Below are 21,344 nucleotides of genomic sequence, written 5' to 3' on the forward strand. Positions count from 1 at the left end.
GGCTTGCGTCAGAACAGTTCTTCCAAACCCTTCCCGTTGCGGGAGGGGTGGCGCGAAGCGCCGGGGTGGGTGGAACCCGGGAGGGGTGGCCGAAGGCCGGGGTGGGTAGAGCGTTTAACGCCCCATCCGCTCCGCCTCATACGCCAGCCGTCGCCGCAGCAGCGACCACACTTCGTTCGCCAGCAAATTGACCTCGTTGGCGCCGCCGCTTCCCGGCTCCGCCGTGTGCGCCACGGTTTCCTGGGGCGCGGCGGGGCTGGGTGCGGAGCCACCCTCCCCCGCCGGATCGCTTCCTTCATCCGAGCGCTGGATCAGAGTTCCCGCGCTCGCTGCGGCGGCGGTCCGGTCTCGGGGCGGCAGCGGCATCTCGGGAGCCACACGGGTATCCATTGCCCCGCGCGCGGCCGGCATGACCGCGCGGGCGCGCAGAGTCGGCCGCTCCGTCACAAAGCCGTCGTATGACGGTGAGGCGAGGGCAGCGGCGCTTCTGGCCGGTGCGCTCGTCAAGCGCGCCGGGGCGGGCGCGGCCGGCATGACGGCTTCAGGCGCGGAATGGGTGAAATCCTGGCGATATACCGGAGGACTATGCAAGGCGGGCGCCAATTCGCCCGGGTGTGATCGACGTTCGACGTTTCCAAGCATGGACAGCGCTGCGGGGACAAATGGGCTGCGCGAAAGCGACCCGATGGGCGCGCCCTGCGACAGACGCGGCAGCGTACGCATCACATGGTCCACGATGCGAATATCACGCAGGATGGGAGCATCGAACGAAATCGCTTCTGAGGTTGGTGCGGCCGGCTCCGGCGTGTATGGAATGGATGGCTCGACGGGCGGCGCAATCACATCGGGAACCGCACGACTGGCCGCTGGGGCGGGCGGAGATGCCGCCAGGGTCATCGCCGGCGGCGTCAAAGAGCCTCTCTCTTCCGAGATGGGCTTGTCCGGCTTTTCTTCAGCGGCGTTACTCAGGTTGCTCTTTTCGGATCTTGGCGCGGCTAATGGCTGCTCCACGACCCTGGAAATTGAACGAGCGTCAAAATCGGCGACGAATGCTCCCTCGCTTACTGGGATCGCGCCGGCGCGTTCTTCGCGCACGGGCGGCGGGGTCACGGCGGGCGGCGCTTCGGGAAGCGGCTGACGCATGATCTCGGCAGTCGGCAGGGGCGATGGCGCCCTGGATCGCGCCATGGCGTCGGCGGGCATGGAGGAGAAGCGCGGCGCCAGGGGCGGCATCGACGGCGTGGACGCGGGAGGCATACCGGCGCGGGGCGAGGCGCTGGATTCGGCGATCGGCGGCGCCGGCGCGGCGACGCCGAGCCAGGAAACAGTCGGGATCGGGGCGCGGGAAAGGGTCAAATTCAGATCAACCGGGGCGGCGTCCTGCTCCGCGATCACCCTCTGCGCCGCCCCACTCTCTGTTTGTCGATGAGAGAAAGGGACGACGGTGGAAATATCGATTTCACGGCGCATTTGTACGTGGTCGGCGAGCGATCCGCGCGGCGAGGTTTGCGCTGCGGCAGACGGCGTGGGCGCAGCCAACAGATAACTTGGAACGGCTGCGGGTGAAAGATTGGAGGCGGACACGGCTTTCCAAATCTCTGTGTCAGACGTGGAGGGCAAAACGGGATTGGCCTCGTTCGTCACTGAGTCGGGCGGCGATGCTGCGGGAGATGCAAAGGGCGCCAGCGCTTGAGGCTGAAAGATGCGCATCGGCGTTTGATTTCCCGCCGCCGTGCTGACGGAACCTGCGGGCGTCCGGGTCTGCGACGCGCCGGTTTGGATACGCCGGGCCAGACGCTCCACGGAGCGGCCGACTCGTCCGGGGGCGGGCGCGTTTGCGGCGCGCTTGGACGCGCCGGGCGCGCGGAGGCGTCGCAGATCGCCGAGGAATCGGAGGATCGTCGTCTGCCCTCGTCCTGGTTGTAGAGGAGCCGCTTGCGCCATGAGTAATTCTATTGGGAAGGCACGATGCCTTCAAATGCGATCTCGACGGATTCCACGGCGACCGCGCCGGCGTCCGTCTTCAAATCAGGTCCCGTCCACTTGCACGGATATGCTTTTTGCAGATCCCAGCGCCGGACTTCCGTGCCGGTGGGGCCGTACACGATAATGGAGATGTTCTGGCGCTTGATCTGGCCGTTGATTGCCTTCATATACCAGCGGTACAGATCCTGGCCTTCGTCCAGCCCGCGCTTCAGCACGATGTTGCTGTACTTCACGCGCACCGGCAGCTTGTGCATATAGGTGTTCAGGCCGCCCTCGGCGTACTCGAACACCTCGGTCTGCGCGCTAAACCCGGTGCATTCGCGAAAGCCCGCGATCTCGACCTGCCCCAGCTGCACCCAGAAGCGCAGACCAAGATGGCAGTCCGAGGCGCGCGTCTTCTCGGCGGGCGCGCCGCCGGAACCGCCAGCTGCGGATGACATTACTGCGGGACGAGCCATCTTACTATCTCCTCGCGCTCTGCAGGCCGCGCATACGGCCTAAAATCACTTCCTGTCGCATCAAATCGTAAACGCGGTCCGCGACCGCGCGGGCGTCAGGCTGCTGCACATTCGGCGTCGGCTTCGCGCCGCGCTCCTCCGTCGCCGTCTGCGATGGCTCCGGCATTCCCGCCACGGGGGCAGGCGCGGGAAGCGCGAACTCCATCGACGGTTTCGGCGGCGGCGGCTCCCGCTGGATCGGCAGTCCGCGTGAAGTCGGCGGCGCCTCGGCGGCCTCCGCCTGAACCGCCGCCGCCGACCGCTGCGCCTCCCGCTCCATCGCGTCACCGCCCTGCGGCGTCCAGTATCGGACTTGCGGCGCCAAGGCCGCCGTCTGCTGCCGCACATGCGTCAATTCGTGCGCGATCAGGCTCAGACCTTTGGCGGAGGCCGGATCGTAGCGTCCCTCGGCAAAAAATACATCATGCCCGATGGTGAACGCTTCCGCCCGCAATCGCCGCGCCGCCTCCGCCGCCACGCTTCCCAAATGCAGCCGCGCCGCGCCGGGGTCGAAGCCCACAAACCGTCCTAGCCGGGACCGAAGCCCCGAGTCCAGCGTCACGCCCCCGCCGCCGCGCCGCTTTAAATTCGCACGCAAGGCCTCGGGCTCATTGTCGATGTCTGTTCGGCGCGCAGAACTGGTCTCCGACTTTCGCGCCAATCCCAAATCGACGTTCAGTCGGGCGCCTTGCAGCGCTTCCAACTCAACCGGGACACGATACGGAGACATGCTCCCAAGCGGCGACCATGCTCCGTCTGCCGAGCGCCATTCCACATTGGTCAGAAATCGATTGCGTGAACGCAGGCTTGTGGCGGCGTTCGCGAAACTTTCTCGTCGGCGGCTCGGCCGCCAAGCCGATCTCGCCGCAACCGCGACGGGATGACCGGAACGCCTGCCGCGCTCCCAGGCCGCTTGCCCTCGGCTCGCCTCCCTCCGAGAAGCAATTTCCGAGACAGACATTGTCGACCACGGGCGAGACGATTCCGAATCCATCTTCCGATCGACATTTGACGGGCGGCGACGCAAACCCGAAGCTGCCCCCAGGGCCAAACGCTTTCCAGCCACGGAGCTTGTCGCCCCTAGCCCCTGACGCCATCGGATGACTTCACTCGGAGCACTGGACAGCATCTGCATCATCCGACCCGCGCTAGCGAGGCTCCGCTCCAGGAACGCTCTGGAAATACGGCCAGACAGCGCCGATATCTGCATCGCTCGCATCAAGCGAGCCCGCTGCACGGCTCCCGCAATTTGTACGCCTAATGCAGCTCTCACTCCAGACGCCGCCGAGAACACCGCTCTGCTTCGAGCAATGCGCGAGGCGGCAGCCACACTCCCAAACGAACGCTCCCGCTCGCGGCCGATGGGCAAAGCAAAAGGCGTATTTAAAGCGCGCTGGCGCCGTAAAACACTCGCCGCAGAAATCGCGCGGGCCGTCACCAAAAGAGCGTATCGCTCATCGGCATTGCGCTGCAAAGATAGCAGGCCACCCGACGCCCCCAGATCACGATCCAGTTGAGAACTCTTCAGAAAACGCGCCTGCGTCGCCGCAACGAACGCTCTTCGAATTTCAAGCCGAGATTCAAACGACGCCACGCGCGCCTTCTGTCCAGCCGACCGCTGAGCCGCCATGCCGCGAAGCGTGGGGCTTCTTTCAGCCGATGCCAGAGACGCTGCGCCACGCGACATCAGCAAGCGCCGCACGTCCTGCGAGCGCCGCCGGGCTTCTATCGACCGCGCCAGAGCTGTGCTGCTGTTCGTGGACGAGATACTGAACAGGCCGCCCGCGCTGCTGTTCGGTAATGCGGCGCTAACGGCGACGCCCGCACCGCCGTTCGTAAACGCAGCGCTGAATATACCGCCCGATCGCCGTTCGGCTTTGCCGCCCGACGCCGGCTTCCGCGCGGCGAGATGCGAGGCCGCTGCTCCAGCATCGCGAGTAGCCGACGCCGCTTTTGAAGCAGCGATACGTTCCGGAGTACGCTTCACGCCAATGCCGACGGATCGCTCCGTCTGACTGGCCGGCGTGACCGTCTGGGTCTTAAAGACCGTCTGGCGCTGGACCACGGCGGCGACGCTGAGAGCGGAGCGGGCCGAGGACGCCCTTCGCGCCAGCCCCATGGTCTCGGGCGAATCCTCAAACGCCGCCGCAAAGCGCCTTCGGTAGAAGACCATCGCCGGACGTCGCAGGAACCGCAGCGGACGCCCGCCGACACGCGTCAAAAAGGCGCGCATCAAAAAGCGCGACAGGCCCAGCGAACCAAGCGCCGCCCGCCCGATCGGCGGACGCGTTGGCAGGATTGACGCGCCCGGACGGCTCGTCAGCCGCGCCGCCAGCGCGGCCGCGCCCCGCCCCGCCGTGTTCACGGCGAGGCGCTGCGGCTGGAATATCGATGTCTGTCCGATGTTCACCGCACTGCTCCCGTAAGAGCCTGGCGAATGAATTCGCGGCTAAAAGTACAGCCGTCCACCTGCGTGGACTTCGGAGCCAACGGCACGTTAATATGCGCCTGCGGCGCTTGGTCTGAACCCGCGCAGGCGGGTGACTGTACTTTTAGCCGCGAATTCATTCGCTGGCCATCTGACGCGTCGCGATTTCGACAAACGGCCATCTGACACATCACGCCTTCGGCGATATGATCTGCTCCCCAGGATTGGGGGCTGGGGCCGGAAATCCCCTTGTGGCGACGTTCACGTCCTCTAATCCCCGCCCGTCAGCCGCTGGTTGATTTTGCTGATCTCCGCCACCCACTTATGGCGCTCGGCGTGCTCGAGGCCGAGGATATCGCCGAGCGGCCAGTGGAAGTGATAGGCGACATACGCTACCTCCTCATACAGCGCCTCTAAGGGGTAGCGGACTATTCCCCCGAGTCGTCCGTCGCCTCCTCGTCCGGCTCCAGCTCGTTGATGCGCCGGTAGAGATTCTGCAGGTAGGTCAGGTCCGCCGAGAACAAGTTCTCGATCACCCCGGTCTCGATCACCTCGACCGTGCCGAGCTGCGTGATGACGCGCGCCAGAAGGATAATCACCAGGTACGCCTGGTTGGCCTTGACGCGCGGATCGCGCAGGGGCGCGATCTCGTCCATCGCGGTCGCCAATCGCATCCGGCCCTTGCGGTGCAGCACGCCGTCGGGGCCGACATAGCCGCGCGGCAGGGTGAATTCGAACTCGGTCTGTAGTCCCGCTGTCTTCGTGCTCATAGGTTATTCAGGTCTTACACAGAAACGCTGTGTTTTAAGACTGGCGCTCCAGTCCTTCGTGGGCCAGGGTCAGCTCTTCGATCGCCAGTTCGTTCTTGGTGGCGTCCAGCGACGGGCCCACCCACTTGCATGGCCACGCGCGGACGAAGGTGTACTTCGCAATCGGGGTCATGTCGGGCTTGTAGCAGGTGATCGTCCCGTTCTTGCGATTGGTTTCGATCTTCCCCAGCTCAATTTGGTGTCGCCAATCGTGCAGCTTGCGGTCGTCGGTGACGCCGCGTTTCATCACGATATTGGACCATTTGAGCGCGCCGGGGATCTTCTGGACGATCAGATTCCCGCCCTTGCCGGTCACCCGATGCTCGATCACTTCGGTCTCGGAATCGAGACCGGTCACTTCGCGGAAGATGCCTTCCGTCAATCCGTCAATTTCCAGATACCAGCGCAGTGCGCCGATTGCTTCGGCCATATGAAATCGTTCCTTTCATGAGAGGGTCCAATGGACGTTTTAAACTTCGGCCAAGCTGCCGCCGTCGGACCACTGACCCATGCGAATAATCACGAACTCGGCGGGTTTGACCGGGTTGACGCCGATCTCGACGTAAAGCCGCCCCAGATCGATCATCTCCTGCGGGTTAGTTTCCGAGTCGCACTTCACATAGAATGCTTCCTGCGGCACGGACCCGAACAGCTTGCCTTCTTTCCACTCGGTAAAGAGGAAGGCGGAGATGTTGCGGCGGACGCGGCCCCAGAGATCCTGGTCGTTGGGCTCGAAGACGACCCACTGCATGCTGCGCTCCATGGACTCTTCCAGGTAGTTGAAGAGGCGGCGGACGTTGACATACTTCCAGGAAGGGTTACCGACAGTCGCGAGGGTGCGCGCGCCCCAAACTCGAATGCCCCGGCCGGAGAACGCCCGGATGCAGTTGATCCCGTTCGGATTCAGTAGCTCTTGCTCGCCCTTGGTGACTTCGACTTCCAGGCCAACCGCGCCCATCAGCGCTTCATTGGCCGGCGCCTTGTGAACGCCGCGCTCGACGCCGACGCGCGCCCAAACGCCTGCGATGTGTCCCGACGGCGGGCAGAACATCTGCTGGCCTCGGCGCACCGGGTCGGAGATCTTGATCCATGGATAGTAGATCGCGCCCTGGCCATGGTCGCAGTTATACGCCGTGCCCATCGTCGTGGAGTTCATCTCCAACGGGGTCAGACCGGGGATCGGATCCAGAATGGCCATGCGATAGCCGACGCGCTCGCAGTGAGCGACCAATGCGCACTGGGCGTCCAGAATGCTTTGCTTCTTGGCTTCGTCGAAGACCGTCACTTCCTGTCCGACACCGCCCGGCGTTTCGACGCGCTGGAACAGGCCGGCCATCAAGTCGGGAATGGCGACGAAGTTGACGCCTTCCAGCGGCATGAGGCCGCCGATACCCGTACGCTGCGCCTCATCGCCGATGAAGTCGTCGGCCTTGAGGTTGGCGAGGCCATTGGTGAAGGGGGAGCCCGACGCCGCGAGCGCCGTGGTCGTGGAGGCGACGGGGAGGTTCGCTGGATCAATGCCTTCCGCCATCACGAACAGCTTCGGCTCGGGGCGCTCCAGCGCGACCTTGGGCGCGACTTCGACCTTGACGAGCTTGGACTTGCCGAGCGCCTGCGCCGCAGTGTCCGGGGTGAGCGGCTTGCCGCTTTCGGGGAACAGCTCGGTCAGATCGCCCTGGCTGATCTTGATCTTGAACTCATTGCCGTCACCGACATGCTCGACTTCGACCTTGATGTCGTTGCCGGCGGCGCCGGGCTTGGAAGCCGTGAGAAGATAGGGGCCGACCGTGACCTGCGCGGGCTTGGCGGCGCCGATCTTGGTTTCAGCCGGAGCGGCGCCGACGCCGTCCAGCTTGTATGACAAGGCCGCGATATCGTCGGGATGCGCGACGCGGATGATATAGGCGCGTCCGCCGCCGTTGTCATAGTAGCCGCGCACGGCATGGGCGAGATAAGCGCCATCACGATACGGGAGGCTCCCCTGGGGGATCTGATAGGCGCGCAGGAAGTCCTGCCACGACGTCACCGTCGTCTTTTTGGCAGTAATTCCCTGGATGATCGCCTGATTGGCGTACTCCATCCAGCTTTTGCGAGACGCCTTTTTGGCGGCCCGGACATCCGCCACGGTCGTCTTTAATTCTTTGACGAGCGCGGTGGTGAGGGCGTTTTCTTCTTCGCCGAAGATTTGGGAAAACTGAGACCAGTTGGTGATGAAGGTGGGCTTGTTGTAGTCGCCGCTCTTGGCGTAACCGATGAACGCGGCGGTGTTGATCCCGACGCCCTCAATCGGCTTGCTGCCGCTGTCGATTTCCTCAACGAAGACTCCTGGCGCAAGATACTCTGGCATGGGCGGTGCTCCCTTTCTCGAAATGGATACGGCGCGTCGCTAGCGAAGTAGAACTCAGACAAGTACTCTGAAATCGGATGTTATGGTTCGAATGAAAGTGCGAACTTTTGTGATCGGCGGCGTCTTACGAAGCGGGCTAACAAATTGGGAGCAGATACATAATGCTCCAGGCCGTGGCTTCCTGAATGGCGCGTAGTTCGTTAGCGAACACTAATATTCCTCCGTAAAATTACCAGGTAAGGAAAATGACGCTGAGAATGAACTCACGCCGGCGCACTCTGAGAGGAATCATCAATGGCGCGCATGGCGATGACGGCCGGCTCTAGCTGAAAGGGGGAGCCGCCGGGAGGACTGACGACATCCGCTTCGTGCGGACGATAACCATATTTTGTGAAATGGAGATTGTGCACGCCGGGAGTGAGATTCGAAACCCAGAAAAAACCGTTGCCGTCAGTCTCAATGGCTTGAGGATACCCATCTATTCGGATCTCAACCCCGGAAATTGGTGTTTCCGTGTCCTGCCGCAGCACAACCCCCGCCGCGCTGACGCGGATTTCGGAAAGATCGCGCGGCTGCGCGGGGCCTTCCGACATTGTTCCCTGCCCCATTCCCAGCACGGCCTCGCGGACGGCAATCGTCCACTTGGTTTCGAAGGGATCGAAGGGATAGGTCACGAGGAGCGAAAGGGCGGCGCGCATCTTCCCTCCCAGCGCCTGCCACATTCCGGGCAGGTCTACTCCCACGGCGTGTTCGGGCAGGGCGACTTCTGTCGGAAGCGTATTGGGTCCTTTGCCGGTGAGCGTGCCCGCCAGCCACTGCTCGGGAACGGGCGAACAGCGCAGAAGCACCCCCAGGACATTGGAAAGCAGGCGGTGCTCGGCGAGAGGATCGTCGCCGGCGTAAACCGTGATGAGATAGGACAGATCGAAATGCACCGGCGGACGGCGCACGCCGACGGACTTGTCCGCGCGCTGGGTGACCCGGTAGAACCCCTCTTCACGCCGCTCCATGTTCTCACGCACGTCACGCAGGAATAAGTTGACGTGCGCTTCCCCATCGAGCGTCGCCTCCGCTACCTGGGGTGAGTCAAAGGTAATCTGCTCGGCGCTGCGCACCGGACATCCGGGGATCTTCACCAGCTCCCCCGCGAGAAGCCGGCTCAGCGTTTCGTCCACATCTTGAATCATCGACGCCTCCTGAGGAATGCGGATTGCGCGGCCAATCTTCGCTGCATGTTACGCCTTCGGCACCGCGATTTCCTGCCGGCGAGGGTTAAGTATCTTCTCTTAATGACACCGCTTCAGACACAACTTGGGGGCAGATATACAAATATCTGCCCCCAAGTTACAACAGTCAGAACGCCGTCGCGCCAGTGCGCAGATTGTAGCTTTGCATGCGACGCCGGAACGTTGCGTGATGTATATGATAAACGCGGGTGGCCTCCGTGAGTTGCATTCCATCGTAGTATACGAGGTTTAGCACCTGCGGGATGGGACGTTTAGCAGTCAAAGCGATGTTTTGGAGACGCAATTCCGCATCAGCTTTCGATAAAAAACGTTTGATTTCGTCTTTTTCGTCAGGAATGAGTTCGGGAACAATCCCTTCGAGGGATAAATCTGGTCGCCACGACTTTTCCGTTGAGGCGGCCTCCATGGCTTGAGCCGGTGAAACGGTATTTCCATTGAGAGTTATCGGCACCTTCGTCTTACGCGGCGCGAACGTGCCTTTGTAGTCAGCGCGGACATCACGAGCGGCGGTCAACAGAAGACGGCGCAAATGTGTCGTCACTTCGGCTCCGCCTAAAGTGAAATAAGAAGGGGATTTGGCCAGAAGCAAAACCCAGAAACGCTGGACGGCGTCTTCAGCCAGGCCACGCGCTCCCAAATCCGACGCCAAAGTTGACCCGATTAACTTCACGAACTTTGCGTGAAAACGCTGGACGAAGAGTTCACGGGCAAGATTGTCGCCATCAAGGAAAGCAACAAGTAGAACGGCGTCCGAACTGGACGCGGAAATACGGACGGTGCGAGACATAATTTCTCCTGTATCACAAGCAACGGCAATTTGCCGGGCATCAAAATTGACACCGAGTGAAGCCGTTGCAGGTGACACAGGGGTCCTTGCCGGCGCTTTGACCGGATCTGCACCGTCCTCACTATATATACTATCCCCAAAAACCAAGCAAGCGGTGCAGTTTTTTTTTAAATTATTTTCAAATCTGGCAATCGGAACCGCTTGCTTTGTGTGATATTAGATAACGACTTCCCCATTCTCATCCAGAGACTCGTTTTGTCCTTCGGTAGTCGTCCCATGTTGGCGCCGTTGCTGCAAGTTTTTGATCGCACGTTTCAGATATGGACTCCAGCGATCTTCCCGTTGCGCTTCATACCAGTCACGCATGTCTTTATCCTCAGAAGTGAGTTCCGCACGTGCAAGCGTCAGCAAAAGAATATCAATACCATCCTTAATTTCATCGCCGCCGTTGAGGCTCACTATTTTGCTGTATATTTCTGCGTAAAAAGGGTGACTACGATTAAGCTTGACATGAATTTGTCCCGGATCTCCCCACTCCGGCTCATAAAATGGGCCGTGCTTAGAGTCTTCATAAACGATCTGATACGGCTTCCGTTTTGCTTCAGCTAGTAAAGCTTGCCGCACCTCTTCCAATGGCTTCTGTGTCCGTTCAGCTTCTTTGCTAACACGAGCATCAAACCGATCTCGCACCGTGTCCCTCTCGTATTGGGGGATTTGAGGAGGACGCCCTTCGGCAGCATCCGCATCCCGGGCAGCTTCTTCGGCGCGCGTGGGGCGCAATGAAATCGTTGAAATATCGAGTTGAATTCTACGACGCATATCTGCTTCATCTTGCAGTTTGCTCTGTTGAGCGCGCAGAACATCGTCAATGTTTTCCTCGGCTAAGATCCTCCAGAAATCCTCTGTTGGGCGTACGCTCTGTTTATCATTGGTAATACCAAATACATCATCAAGCTCAGGTTGGAAGTCAATTTGTATTCCCCAATGATATGCGTAGGCGAGCAAGGCTGGCCAAGAGCCAAGCCCTTCCCCTTCATCCTTCGATTTGCGAGGAAATGCGTCAAAGGTTTGTATTTCTCGTCCAGCACGTACGAACGACATCCCACGGCGCGTTTTGCGAATCTCAAAGCGGCGGTTTGCGTCGGTTATATCCTTATCTTTTACATTCCTACCTTGGATAAAGTTATGTGGGAAACGAGATACTTTAACTAGAATTATTCCAAAGGCGATGGCTTCATCGTCACTTCTGTCTATCTCACTGAGCTCTTCCACTCTTCTCAAATGACGCTCGCCGCTTTCATGATTACGAACGTATTTCACTGGTATGGAATGTTCGTAAGCAAGATGGGCTCCCCCATCTTCTTCTGGAAGATAGTAACGTCCTTCCGGAAGTAAGAACAGTGGGTCGACAGGCGAGACCCTCGTTCCCTCAATTATCAATTCAAAGTCATTTAGTCGATCTCTTTTATCCGTCGCTAATAAATAGCGATAGGTCACGCCAAAGTCATTAATGAGATGCTCTTTAAGGCTTGCTACTTTGCGAAATGAAAGTCGATCCGGTTTATCCCAAACAACGACCGTCCCGTGATTAAGCGTAATATGATTACGGCTAAGATACGATTGTACAAATTTCGGCAATTCAACATCCTCTTCAGGCTCATGGATTGTCTGCATGCCGTATTCATTATAATCATCTATATTCAGCCATACTTTCGTAAAGCCATTTTGCCCATCCGTTCGCGTGTAAACCGCCGTTGTTTTGGTCTGGTTGATGGAAGCATTAGGCAGTCCGAATCCAAATCGGCCAATGAAAGAAGGATCGTCAAAATGACTTCCTCCTCCCCAACTCATTGCATAACGCGCCATTTGGGGTAGCATCCCTGGGCCATCATCGATGAAGGCAACTGCCCTTACTGACCCCTTCAAGTTGCCTTCTTTTTCCGTATCCAAGACAATATGTATTTGATGTGCTCCAGCCTCAATGGCGTTGTCCACGATCTCGCGGCCAGCGGAGGCAGTATCTCGATACCCACTCGCTCGTTGCGACTGGATCGCTTGCTTTGCATTAAAGAGCGGATATGTAAAATCCGATGGCAAGCGGTTTAAATACTTGCGCTGTCGTTCAATTTCCGTTAAAAGGCGATCATCCATATTTTTACTCCCGGTCGTTGACGGCTTTTTGCCGCAGGTTGGCGTCTTCACATCTACTATCGCCTGAAAAATCAACAGTAGTGCTTTTTATTTCCTGTGAACTTTTGACGGTGCTTTGAGCGTACTAGGGTATGCTACGGGAGTTAGGATTGCGAGGAGGCGCCGCCGCTGACATCCGCCATTTTCCCGCCAGTCTCTCAAAACCGCCGTCAATGCAGACGCCCGTTCCGAAGCTTTTCGCCCTGCCGCCGTAGCGCCGTTCGAAAAAGACGTAAGGAGTCGCCGTCTCAAAGACGGAAAATCATGAAAATGCATCCCCTCGCCCGTAAACACGGACTGCCCGGACTGACTCTCGCCGCACTGCTCTGCATCGCCGCATCGCCCTCGCGAGCCGCGACCGCCGCACCCTCGCCGATCGACAGCGTCAGCACGCTGGTCGGGACCGCCGGGCATGGGCATACCTATCCCGGCGCCACCATCCCCTTCGGCATGGTGCAGCTTAGCCCGGACACCCCGCTGCAGGGGTGGGACGGAAGCTCTGGATACCACTATTCGGATTCGTCGATTTTAGGCTTCAGCCACACGCATCTTTCCGGAACCGGCGTTGGCGGCCTCGGCGACATCCTGCTGATGCCGACTGTCGGCCCCGTGCGCCTCGACGCGGGGACGCCCGGCAGCGGCTATTCGTCGAGCTTTTCTCACTCTCAGGAGATCGCGAAGCCCGGCTATTACAAAGTTTTCCTGAAAGATCCACAGGTCACGGCGGAGCTGACCGCGACGGACCACTGCGGACTGCACCAGTACACGTTCCCCGAGTCGACAAATGCGCACATCGTTTTAGATCTGGCGCATGGAGTCGGCAGCAGCCCGATTACGACATCGGTCAACGTGGAGAACAACACGACCATCAGCGGTTCGCGCATCTCCAGCGGCTGGGGCGGCCGCCGCGCCGTCTACTTCGTGATGCAATTCTCCCGCCCATTCAACTCGTACGGCATTGAAAAGGGCGGTCAGCGCCTCGCCGCCGGAACCAGCACGGCGGAAGATAAGGAAGTGAAGGCGTTTGTCGATTACGGAACTGCAAACCACGATCAGATTCTGGTCAAGGTCGGCATCTCCGCGACCGGCGTTGAGGGCGCACGTAAAAACCTCGCCGCCGAAATCCCCGGCTTCGATTTCGACGTCACCCGCGCCGCCGCGCAGAAGCAGTGGAGCGAGGCGCTCGGCGCCGTGCAGATCGAGACGCCCGATCCGCATATCCGCAGCACCTTCTACACGAACCTTTACGAATCGTATCTGGCCCCGGTCCATTATAACGACGCCGACCTCTCCTATCGCGGCCTGGATCATCAGGTCCACACGGACGCGAAGTTCCAGAACTACACGACGCTGTCGCTGTGGGACACCTTCCGGGCGCAGAACCCGCTGCTGACCATTTTGCAGCCGGACCGCGTGCCGGACATCGTGCAAAGCCTGCTCGCGGAGTACCAGCAGTGGGGCCGCAAGTCGATCCCGATCTGGCCGCTCTGGGAAAACGAGACCGGCACGATGATCGGCTACCACTCGGCGCCCGTAATCGTGGACGCTTATTTGAAGGGTCTGCGCGGCTACGACGCCGAAGCGGTCTACCAGGCGCTGCGCGACACCGCGATGCGCGATCGCAACGGCCTGGACGAGTACAAGCAGTACGGCTACGTGCTTTCGGCGGGCGGCGGCCAGAAGCAGTCGGTTTCCCGAACATTGGAATACGCCTACGACGACTGGTGCATCGCGCAAATGGCCGGCGCGCTCGGCCACAAAGAAGACGAGCAGCTGTTCCTGAAGCGCGCGGCGAACTACCGCAACGTCTTCGAGAGCAGCACAGGCTTTATGCGCGGACGCAAGGCCGACGGCTCCTGGCGGCGCCCATTCAATCCCAAGCAGCTTGTGTGGGCCGACTACACCGAGGCGAACGCCTGGCAGTACTCGTGGACGACGATGCAGGATATCCCCGGCCACATCAGCATCATGGGCGGCGACGCGCCGTTCGTGCAGAAGCTGGACACCCTGTTCAATGAAAAGTCCGACGTGCTGGCCAATATCCCAGACATCACCGGCCTCATTGGGCAATATGCGCATGGCAACGAACCGGTCCACCATGTCGCGTACATGTACAACTACGCCGGCGAGCCCTGGAAGACCCAGGCGCGCGTCCGCGACATCATGACCACGCTCTACAACGACACACCCGAAGGCCAGTGCGGCAACAACGACTGCGGCCAGATGTCCGCCTGGTATGTCTTCAGCGCCATGGGCTTCTATCCCGCCAACCCGGTCGGCGGCGTCTACGTTATCGGCAGCCCCATGGTCAGCAAGGCGACCCTGCAGCTCGACAACGCGCATTACAAGGGGCATAAGTTCACGGTGATCGCCGACAAGAACTCACCGACCAACGTCTACATCCAATCAGCGACCCTGAACGGCAAGCCCCTGGCGAAGACGTACATCACGCAGGATGAACTCGCCGCCGGCGGAACGCTGCGCCTGACAATGGGTCCGAATCCCAACACAAAATGGGGAACGGCGGCGGCGGCTCGCCCCCCGTCGGGCATGCCGGCGGGCTTCGCCTACGCCCCCCTGCCCGCGCCCGCGACCACAAGTCTTGCGGCGCTGACCCTGCCGATCCGTGTCGCCGCCGGCAGCGATGACGCCATCGGCAATTTCGTGTCCGACCCGAACATGACCGAAGGTTCGACCAACGCCGATAACAACGCCCAGATCGACACCAGCGCGCCGAACGCCGGTCCGGCGGGTATCTATCAAGCCGAGCGCTACGCACAGGACTTCACCTACACCTACGTCGTCCCCAAGGACCGTAAGTACACCGTTCGCCTGCACTTCTCGGAGATCTTCGACAGCGGCGCCGGCGAGCGTGTGGAAGACATCCACATCAACGATCAGGCCGTGCTGACAAACCTGGACATCTTCAAGGAAGTCGGCGGCAACAAAGCGCTGGTCAAGGAATTCACGGGGATCGCTCCGGACGCTGACGGCAAGATCCGAGTTCGGATCTCAGCCTCGGCGGGCAGCCCGGATCAGAACGCCAAGATCAATGGGATCGAGATACTGGAAGAGAAGTAAACTCGCAAAGCAAAACGCGAATTTGATCAGTAAACTCGAAGAGGCCGGCGGTTGAAACCGCGCCTGCAAGAGCGCCGAAACCCACCTGCGTGGGTTACATCATCAAGAACGATATTGTCTGAACAACGCGCGTATTGTAGACAGTATCGTCAAGGATAATGTAGTCCCCGCAGGGGGACTTTCGCGCTCTTGCAGGCGCGGTTTCAACCGCCGGCTCTTCATGACGGAGGATAACCCTGCCATGAAATCTCCACGCAAAAAGCCATCCTATATACCTGCCGCCGCGCTCTTACTCGCCGGCGCCGTCATCGCCCCCGCGCACGCCGCCGCTCCGAAACGCGCCGCCGCGCACGCGTCCTGGTGGTCGCCTGCCGTAACCCAGTCGCTCGCGCATGCGGGGAAAAATAAGACGGAATTGGTGGCGGCGCTGAACCAGACGCCAGCCGCGCAGCGGGAGGGGATGCAGTTTCTGATCGCGAATATGCCGCAGACGGATCTGCAAACGCTGTCGGCGAAGTTTCTGCTGGAGAATGTCGCGCTGGCGTACCATGCTTGGAATGCGTCGCCCTGGAAGGCTCAGATCCCCAAGCAAGTTTTTTTGAACGATGTGCTGCCTTACGCCAGTCTCAATGAGGCGCGTGACGGTTCTCGGAAGCGTCTGATCGGTCTGTCCGCGCCGCTAGTCGTAAGCGCCAAAACGCCGGGCGACGCGGCGCAGATGATCAATCAGAAACTATTCCCGCTGGTAAAGGTGAAATACTCGACGGAGCGTAACCGGCCCGATCAGGCGCCGACGGAAACGATGGCGAGCGGCAAGGCGACGTGCTCGGGATTGTCGATTCTGCTCGTGGACGCCTGCCGCGCGGTCGGCGTGCCGGCGCGTGTGGTGGGAACGCCGTTGTGGGCGAACAATCGCGGCAACCACACCTGGGTAGAAGTTTGGGATGGGGCTAAGTGGCGCTTCACCGGCGCGGCGGAGCCGGATGAAAAGGGATTGGACCACGGCTGGTTTGTCGGCGACGCCGCGCAGGCGACGGCGACTTCGCCGGAACACGCGATCTACGCGAGCAGCTTCCAGAAGACAGGCTTGCCCTTCCCGTTGGTATGGGGACGGGAGATCAAATGGGTACAGGCCGTGAACGTCACGTCGCGCTACGCGGCGGCGACGCCCACGGTTCCCGTCGCCGCAGACAAGACGCGCGTGATCCTCTCGGTGCTGGACCCCAAAGGCAGGCGCGCCGTTGCCGATGTCACGATGCGCGATATCACGAACGGCGCCGCCGTCTGGACCGGCAAGAGCCTGGGCGAGACCGCCGACCGCAACAACTATCTCACGTTTGATGTCCCGCGTAAGCACTCCTATGAGATCGCTGTCGCTTTCGCAGGAAAGACGACCTATCACCCATTTGTGACCAGCGACGAGCCCGAAGAGAAGTCTGAGATCCGGCTGGAGGCGACGCCCGCCGTCAAGCCGCTAAACGCCGCCGTGACGGCTCAGCTCAAGGCGGCGCTCGCCGATTACTTCGCCGCGCCGGCGGACAAGCAGGCCGCCTGGGAGTTCCCCAAAGCGCTGGACGCCGCGCTGAAAGACAACGAGCCGGCCGTGCGTGCGCTCACTTGGGACGCTTATAAAGCCGCGCCGATTCATGCGACCATGAAGCACGACTACGACGCAAACCAGGCGACATTCGGTGAGTATCTCAGCCCGTACACCATGCGCGAAGTCGGAACAAAGCCTGCGAACGGATGGGGCCTCTATATCGCCATGCACGGCGGCGGCAGCGGCCCCAAGGAGATGAACGACAGCCAGTGGGAGATCATGAAAACCCACTACAAGGATCATCCCGAAGCGGCGGGCGGCTACCTCCTGCTCGCCCTGCGCGCGCCCAACGACACCTGGAACGGCTTCTACGACAACTACGTCTATCCCCTGGTCGCCAACCTCCGTCAGCAGTTCTTGCTTTTCGGTGATGTGGACCCGAACAAAGTCTACATCATGGGCTACTCACACGGCGGCTACGGCGCTTACGCGATCGGTCCCAAGGAGCCGGACCTGTTCGCCGCGATTCACGCCTCGGCAGGCGCCGTCACCGACGGCGAGACTGTTCCGCAAACCCTGCGCAACACCGTCTTCACCGTCATGGCCGCCGGCCTCGACAACGCCTATGGACGCCTGGACCGAACGCATAAGTTTATCGATGATGTTAACGCCGTGCGCGGAAATGAGCATGACGCATTCCCCGTCGGCGTTCAGATCATGGAAGGCGTCGAGCATAGCGGCCTGCCCGACCGCGACAAGATCGCCGACATGGCCTACGCCGTTCGGAACACCGCCCCGCGCAAGCTGACCTGGCTGATGACCGACGACGTTATCCGCGACTTCTTCTGGCTGCACGCCAACGATCCTGGTAAGAATAAAGAGATTGACGCGACGTGTAAAGACAACCAGATTACCGTTAGCGCATTCGAGATTGTCTCTCCAGCGACCGCGAATTCGACAAAAATAAATGCAGGGGATCTCGATGCGGCGCACGTGGTATCGGGCAGTGTACTGCTGGACAGCCGCTTGGTGTCGTTTGACAAACCAGTAACGTTTGTGGTGAATGGGAAGAAATCCGTGAAGAAGATTGCGCCGAGCTTGAAGACGCTGTGCGCGACGATGGCGCGGCGCGGCGACCCGGATCTGGCGTTTGTGGCGGAGGTGGGGGTGAAGTAGGAACCTTAGAGACATCCAAACAAGATAGCCGGCGAATAAATTCGCGTCTAAAAGTGCACGATGTCCACCTCCGTGGACTCCAGATCGGAACGTAATCGACCACGTTTCTGGAGTGTCCGGAGGGACACATCGTGCACTTCTAGGCGCGAATTTATTCGCCGGCTATCTTTACGCGTCGGCTTCTTCAATCGCCGCCTATTCTAATTTTCCACGCCGCAGCCGTAAGGCCAGCTCTACTCCGTCGCCGGCGCAAACCCGCGCCGCATCACCGATTCGGTAATCGTCCGGGGCACGACAAATTGCAGCAAGTAGTCCGGGCCGCCTGCCTTCGAACCAACGCCGGACATCGCGGCGCCGCCGAAGGGCTGGCGGTCGACGAGGGCGCCGGTGATCTTGCGGTTGATGTAAAGGTTGCCGACACGGAACTCGCGGCGGATGCGCTCGATGTTCGCTGGGGAGCGCGAGTAGAAGCCGCCGGAGAGGGCGTAGGGCGAATCGCCGGCGAGCTTCAGAGCTTCGTCCAGGGTTGGGGTGCGCATCACAGCGAGGACGGGGCCGAAGATCTCTTCGCGGCAGAGGCGGCCATCGGGTGAGCAGTCATAGAAGACGGCGGCAGGGACGTAGTTGCCCTTGCCTTCCAGATGGGTAGGGACGTCAGCTTGGGCCAGGAGACGGGCTTCGCTGTTCCCAATGGCGATGTACTTTTGGACACGCACTTGGGAGGATTCGTCCACGACTGGCCCCATTGTTGTCGCCGGGTCTTCGGCGGGACCGACCCGAATACTCTTGACGGCGTCCGCAAGACGAGACTGAAATGCTTCCCAGGCGGAGCCGACCACGATCACACGCGAGCAGGCGGAGCACTTCTGGCCGGAGAAGCCCGTCGTCGAGGCGAGGACACCGAGGACGGCTTCGTCCAGGTCCGCGTCTTCATCCACAATAATCGCGTTCTTGCCGCCGAGCTCGGCGATCACGCGCTTGATCTCACGCTGTCCGGGCGGCGTCTCGGCGGCCGCCTTGATGATGGACAGGCCGACGTCTTTTGAACCGGTAAAGGCGATCAGGGCGATGCGCGGATCGCTGACCAGGACCGGGCCTATCGTCTCGCCGATCCCGGGCAGGAAGCTCGCGACGCCCGCCGGGGCGCCGGCGGCTTCGAGCGCCTCCATCAGGAAATAGCCGACGCGAGCCGATTGCTCGGCGGGCTTCAGGATCACGGGGTTGCCGGTGACGATCGCGGCGACGGCCATGCCGGTGAGGATCGCCAGCGGGAAATTCCATGGGGCGATGATCACGGCGGGGCCGCGCCCATCATAGATGTAGTGGTTCCACTCACCGGGGATATCGCGGCGGCGCGGCTCTGTCATGCGCTCCATCTCATCGGCGTAGTATACGCAGAAGTCGATCGCTTCGGCGATGTCGGCATCGGCTTCGCGCCAGGGCTTACCGACTTCGTAGACCTGCCAGGCGGCGATTTCAAAGCGGCGGCGCTCCAGCTCGGCCGCCGTGCGGCGCAGCAGGGCGGCGCGCTCGGAAGGCGGCGTGTCGCGCCAGGCGGGGAATGCCGAAGCGGCGGCGGCCAGGGCGCGCTCGGTCTGGTCCAGGGTCGCGCAGGTCATCCGGGAGGCGACGCGGCTTGAATCGGACGGGTCCAGGCGGTCGGCGATCTCCGACGACTGCTCGCGCTTGCCTTCAATAACGACCGGGACGGTGAAGCCCAGATCACGCTTCACGGATTCCAGAGCCTCGAACATCTTCTCCTGACTGCTGGGAACGGCGAAGTCCGTCTCGGGATCGTTGACGAATGCTGGGGCCGCGCCGGACAATTTCAGCACCGGGGGCGCGGTCTTCAGGAACGATTCCGGCGGAGCCAGCAGCGCGGCGACATCCACATTGTCGGACAGTTTCTTCACGAACGAGTCGTTGGAGGTATTCTCCAGCAGGCGGCGGACAAGATACGCCATGCCCGGCAGGAGTTCGCCGAAGGGAACATAGACTCGAACACGCTGCCCCTGAGCGACGAGAGAGCGGCCGAGCGGCTCGCCCATGCCGTACAGAACCTGGAACTCAATCGCGCCCTTGGGCGCTTTCACGGCTTCGGCCAGCGCCAGCGCATGGGACGCCGACCGGACATTGTGCGAGGCGATCGCGGGACGCAGATGGCGCCAGTTTTCAATCAAGAAGGCCGCGCAGCGCTCGTAGTTGGCGTCGGTCTCCGGCTTGTTCCTGTAAACAGGGACGCTGTGGCCGCGCTGGGCGGCCACGATCGTTTCGTAGTCCCAGTAAGCGCCCTTCACCAGACGCACCCAGACGGGCGCGCCGCGCTGGATCGCCCAGTCGCGCAGGGCCACCAGATCGTCCTCGGAACGCACCAGATACGCCTGGATCACGATCCCCACATCCGACCAGTCACGATACTCGTCCTCACAGAGAACTTCCTGGAAGATGCGCTGCGTGATACCCCGAAAGTCGTTCTGCTCCATATCGACATTGACGAAGGCGCCGGTCTTGCGGGCGAGCGTGAGGATCGGGCGCAGGCGCTCCTTCACCGCCTCGGCGGTCGCCGCCGCCGCCATCGGGTCGAAACGGGCGTAGAGCGCGGAGAGCTTGACTGAGATGTTGACGCGCGGGACGCCGCCGAACGGCGCGGCTTCCAAAATGGGACGAGCGGGCCAGCGGGCCGTGAGCTTCGCCAGGTCGCTGAGCAGCGTGAGATATTTCTGCTGATACGCCACCGACTCGGCTTCACTGGTGACGGCTTCGCCGAGCAGGTCCATCGTGAAGGCGAGGTTCTGGCGGCGCAGCCGCTCGACCACGCCGATCGCTTCGTGGGCGTCGGCGCCGGCGATAAAGCGGCGAGCCATCATGCGCGTGCCCATCTGCACGGCGGACGACATCACGCGGCGCGTGAATGGGGAGCGTCCCCCAAATCTCAGGGCCGAGGACGCGCCGGCGGGCAAGGTGACGGTGGGTTTTAATAGATACTCACTGAGATGGGTTGCGATAGCTTCCGGGGTTTTCAGCGCTGGGAGGACATCCACGAACCGGAACATCTCCGTTTTGGTGACGTCGCCCCCGCCCATGGCGATCCCCATCATGGCGCCGTAGAGCTTATCCTGAAGACCGCCGCCGCGCTCCTGGCGCTGGAGGTCGATCAATAGTTTTTTCCCGAGCTCCAGAGTCCGGCGCTCCAGAGAGGGATCGACGGAGCTGGGCAAAGAAGCTCGCGGCTTGACAGGGGCTTGGTCTAACAAAA

At 61.1% G+C, this 21,344-nt stretch carries 13 protein-coding genes; 2 read left to right on the forward strand and 11 right to left on the reverse strand.

The window, feature by feature from the left end:
* Nucleotides 1–114: 114 nt before the first annotated feature.
* The 10 genes from ABIZ35_RS18535 to ABIZ35_RS18580 all read right to left on the reverse strand — a co-directional run bounded on the left by ABIZ35_RS18535 (nt 115) and on the right by ABIZ35_RS18580 (nt 12,303).
* On the reverse strand, nt 115–1,944 hold the full coding sequence (locus tag ABIZ35_RS18535; RefSeq protein WP_348221404.1) for a hypothetical protein: 1,830 nt from the start codon (nt 1,942–1,944) through the stop codon (nt 115–117).
* An 8-nt stretch (nt 1,945–1,952) separates the two neighbouring features.
* Nucleotides 1,953–2,444 carry a phage tail protein gene (locus ABIZ35_RS18540; RefSeq protein WP_348221405.1) on the reverse strand — a complete coding sequence of 164 codons (492 nt, stop codon included), beginning with the start codon at nt 2,442–2,444 and terminating at the stop codon, nt 1,953–1,955.
* 4 nt (nt 2,445–2,448) lie between these two features.
* Nucleotides 2,449–4,893, reverse strand: coding sequence for a DUF4157 domain-containing protein (locus tag ABIZ35_RS18545; protein ID WP_348221406.1), 2,445 nt, complete (start codon nt 4,891–4,893; stop codon nt 2,449–2,451).
* A gap of 288 nt (nt 4,894–5,181) precedes the next feature.
* Complete coding sequence (locus tag ABIZ35_RS18550) at nt 5,182–5,343, reverse strand: DUF6760 family protein (protein ID WP_348221427.1); 162 nt, start codon at nt 5,341–5,343, stop codon at nt 5,182–5,184.
* Nucleotides 5,340–5,681 carry a hypothetical protein gene (locus tag ABIZ35_RS18555; protein WP_348221407.1) on the reverse strand — a complete coding sequence of 114 codons (342 nt, stop codon included), beginning with the start codon at nt 5,679–5,681 and terminating at the stop codon, nt 5,340–5,342. The genes ABIZ35_RS18550 and ABIZ35_RS18555 overlap by 4 nt, the downstream gene beginning before the upstream one ends.
* A 34-nt stretch (nt 5,682–5,715) precedes the next feature.
* On the reverse strand, nt 5,716–6,150 hold the full coding sequence (locus ABIZ35_RS18560; RefSeq protein WP_348221408.1) for a phage tail protein: 435 nt from the start codon (nt 6,148–6,150) through the stop codon (nt 5,716–5,718).
* Between the two features lie 39 nt (nt 6,151–6,189).
* Entirely contained in the window at nt 6,190–8,067 is a 1,878-nt protein-coding gene (locus tag ABIZ35_RS18565; RefSeq protein ID WP_348221409.1) for a phage tail sheath subtilisin-like domain-containing protein, read from the reverse strand.
* Between the two features lie 263 nt (nt 8,068–8,330).
* Nucleotides 8,331–9,254: a Pvc16 family protein gene (locus ABIZ35_RS18570; protein ID WP_348221410.1), complete on the reverse strand. Its 924-nt coding sequence runs from the start codon at nt 9,252–9,254 to the stop codon at nt 8,331–8,333.
* Between the two features lie 166 nt (nt 9,255–9,420).
* Nucleotides 9,421–10,101, reverse strand: coding sequence for a hypothetical protein (locus tag ABIZ35_RS18575; protein WP_348221411.1), 681 nt, complete (start codon nt 10,099–10,101; stop codon nt 9,421–9,423).
* 216 nt (nt 10,102–10,317) lie between these two features.
* Nucleotides 10,318–12,303 (reverse strand): ATP-binding protein, encoded by a 1,986-nt coding sequence (locus ABIZ35_RS18580; RefSeq protein WP_348221412.1) that lies wholly within the window; start codon nt 12,301–12,303, stop codon nt 10,318–10,320.
* Between the two features lie 252 nt (nt 12,304–12,555).
* On the opposite strand from ABIZ35_RS18580, the gene ABIZ35_RS18585 reads away from it, so the two are divergent.
* Both ABIZ35_RS18585 and ABIZ35_RS18590 read left to right on the forward strand, forming a co-directional pair.
* Entirely contained in the window at nt 12,556–15,372 is a 2,817-nt protein-coding gene (locus tag ABIZ35_RS18585; protein ID WP_348221413.1) for a GH92 family glycosyl hydrolase, read from the forward strand.
* A gap of 241 nt (nt 15,373–15,613) precedes the next feature.
* Nucleotides 15,614–18,088: a transglutaminase domain-containing protein gene (locus ABIZ35_RS18590; RefSeq protein ID WP_348221414.1), complete on the forward strand. Its 2,475-nt coding sequence runs from the start codon at nt 15,614–15,616 to the stop codon at nt 18,086–18,088.
* 233 nt (nt 18,089–18,321) lie between these two features.
* On the opposite strand, the gene ABIZ35_RS18595 is transcribed toward ABIZ35_RS18590, so the two are convergent.
* Nucleotides 18,322–21,342: a proline dehydrogenase family protein gene (locus ABIZ35_RS18595; RefSeq protein WP_348221415.1), complete on the reverse strand. Its 3,021-nt coding sequence runs from the start codon at nt 21,340–21,342 to the stop codon at nt 18,322–18,324.
* Nucleotides 21,343–21,344 lie beyond the last annotated feature (2 nt).

The organism is Capsulimonas sp. (assembly GCF_039929585.1).
GTDB lineage: Bacteria > Armatimonadota > Armatimonadia > Armatimonadales > Capsulimonadaceae > Capsulimonas.

Excerpts from the sequence above, each read along its gene's own strand:
- ABIZ35_RS18540 (WP_348221405.1), bottom strand. The coding sequence starts at position 2,444 with ATGGCTCGTCCCGCAGTAATGTCATCCGCAGCTGGCGGTTCCGGCGGC.
- ABIZ35_RS18575 (WP_348221411.1), bottom strand. The coding sequence starts at position 10,101 with ATGTCTCGCACCGTCCGTATTTCCGCGTCCAGTTCGGACGCCGTTCTA.
- ABIZ35_RS18585 (WP_348221413.1), top strand. The coding sequence starts at position 12,556 with ATGAAAATGCATCCCCTCGCCCGTAAACACGGACTGCCCGGACTGACT.
- ABIZ35_RS18570 (WP_348221410.1), bottom strand. The coding sequence starts at position 9,254 with ATGATTCAAGATGTGGACGAAACGCTGAGCCGGCTTCTCGCGGGGGAG.
- ABIZ35_RS18555 (WP_348221407.1), bottom strand. The coding sequence starts at position 5,681 with ATGAGCACGAAGACAGCGGGACTACAGACCGAGTTCGAATTCACCCTG.
- ABIZ35_RS18560 (WP_348221408.1), bottom strand. The coding sequence starts at position 6,150 with ATGGCCGAAGCAATCGGCGCACTGCGCTGGTATCTGGAAATTGACGGA.
- ABIZ35_RS18535 (WP_348221404.1), bottom strand. The coding sequence starts at position 1,944 with ATGGCGCAAGCGGCTCCTCTACAACCAGGACGAGGGCAGACGACGATC.
- ABIZ35_RS18565 (WP_348221409.1), bottom strand. The coding sequence starts at position 8,067 with ATGCCAGAGTATCTTGCGCCAGGAGTCTTCGTTGAGGAAATCGACAGC.
- ABIZ35_RS18590 (WP_348221414.1), top strand. The coding sequence starts at position 15,614 with ATGAAATCTCCACGCAAAAAGCCATCCTATATACCTGCCGCCGCGCTC.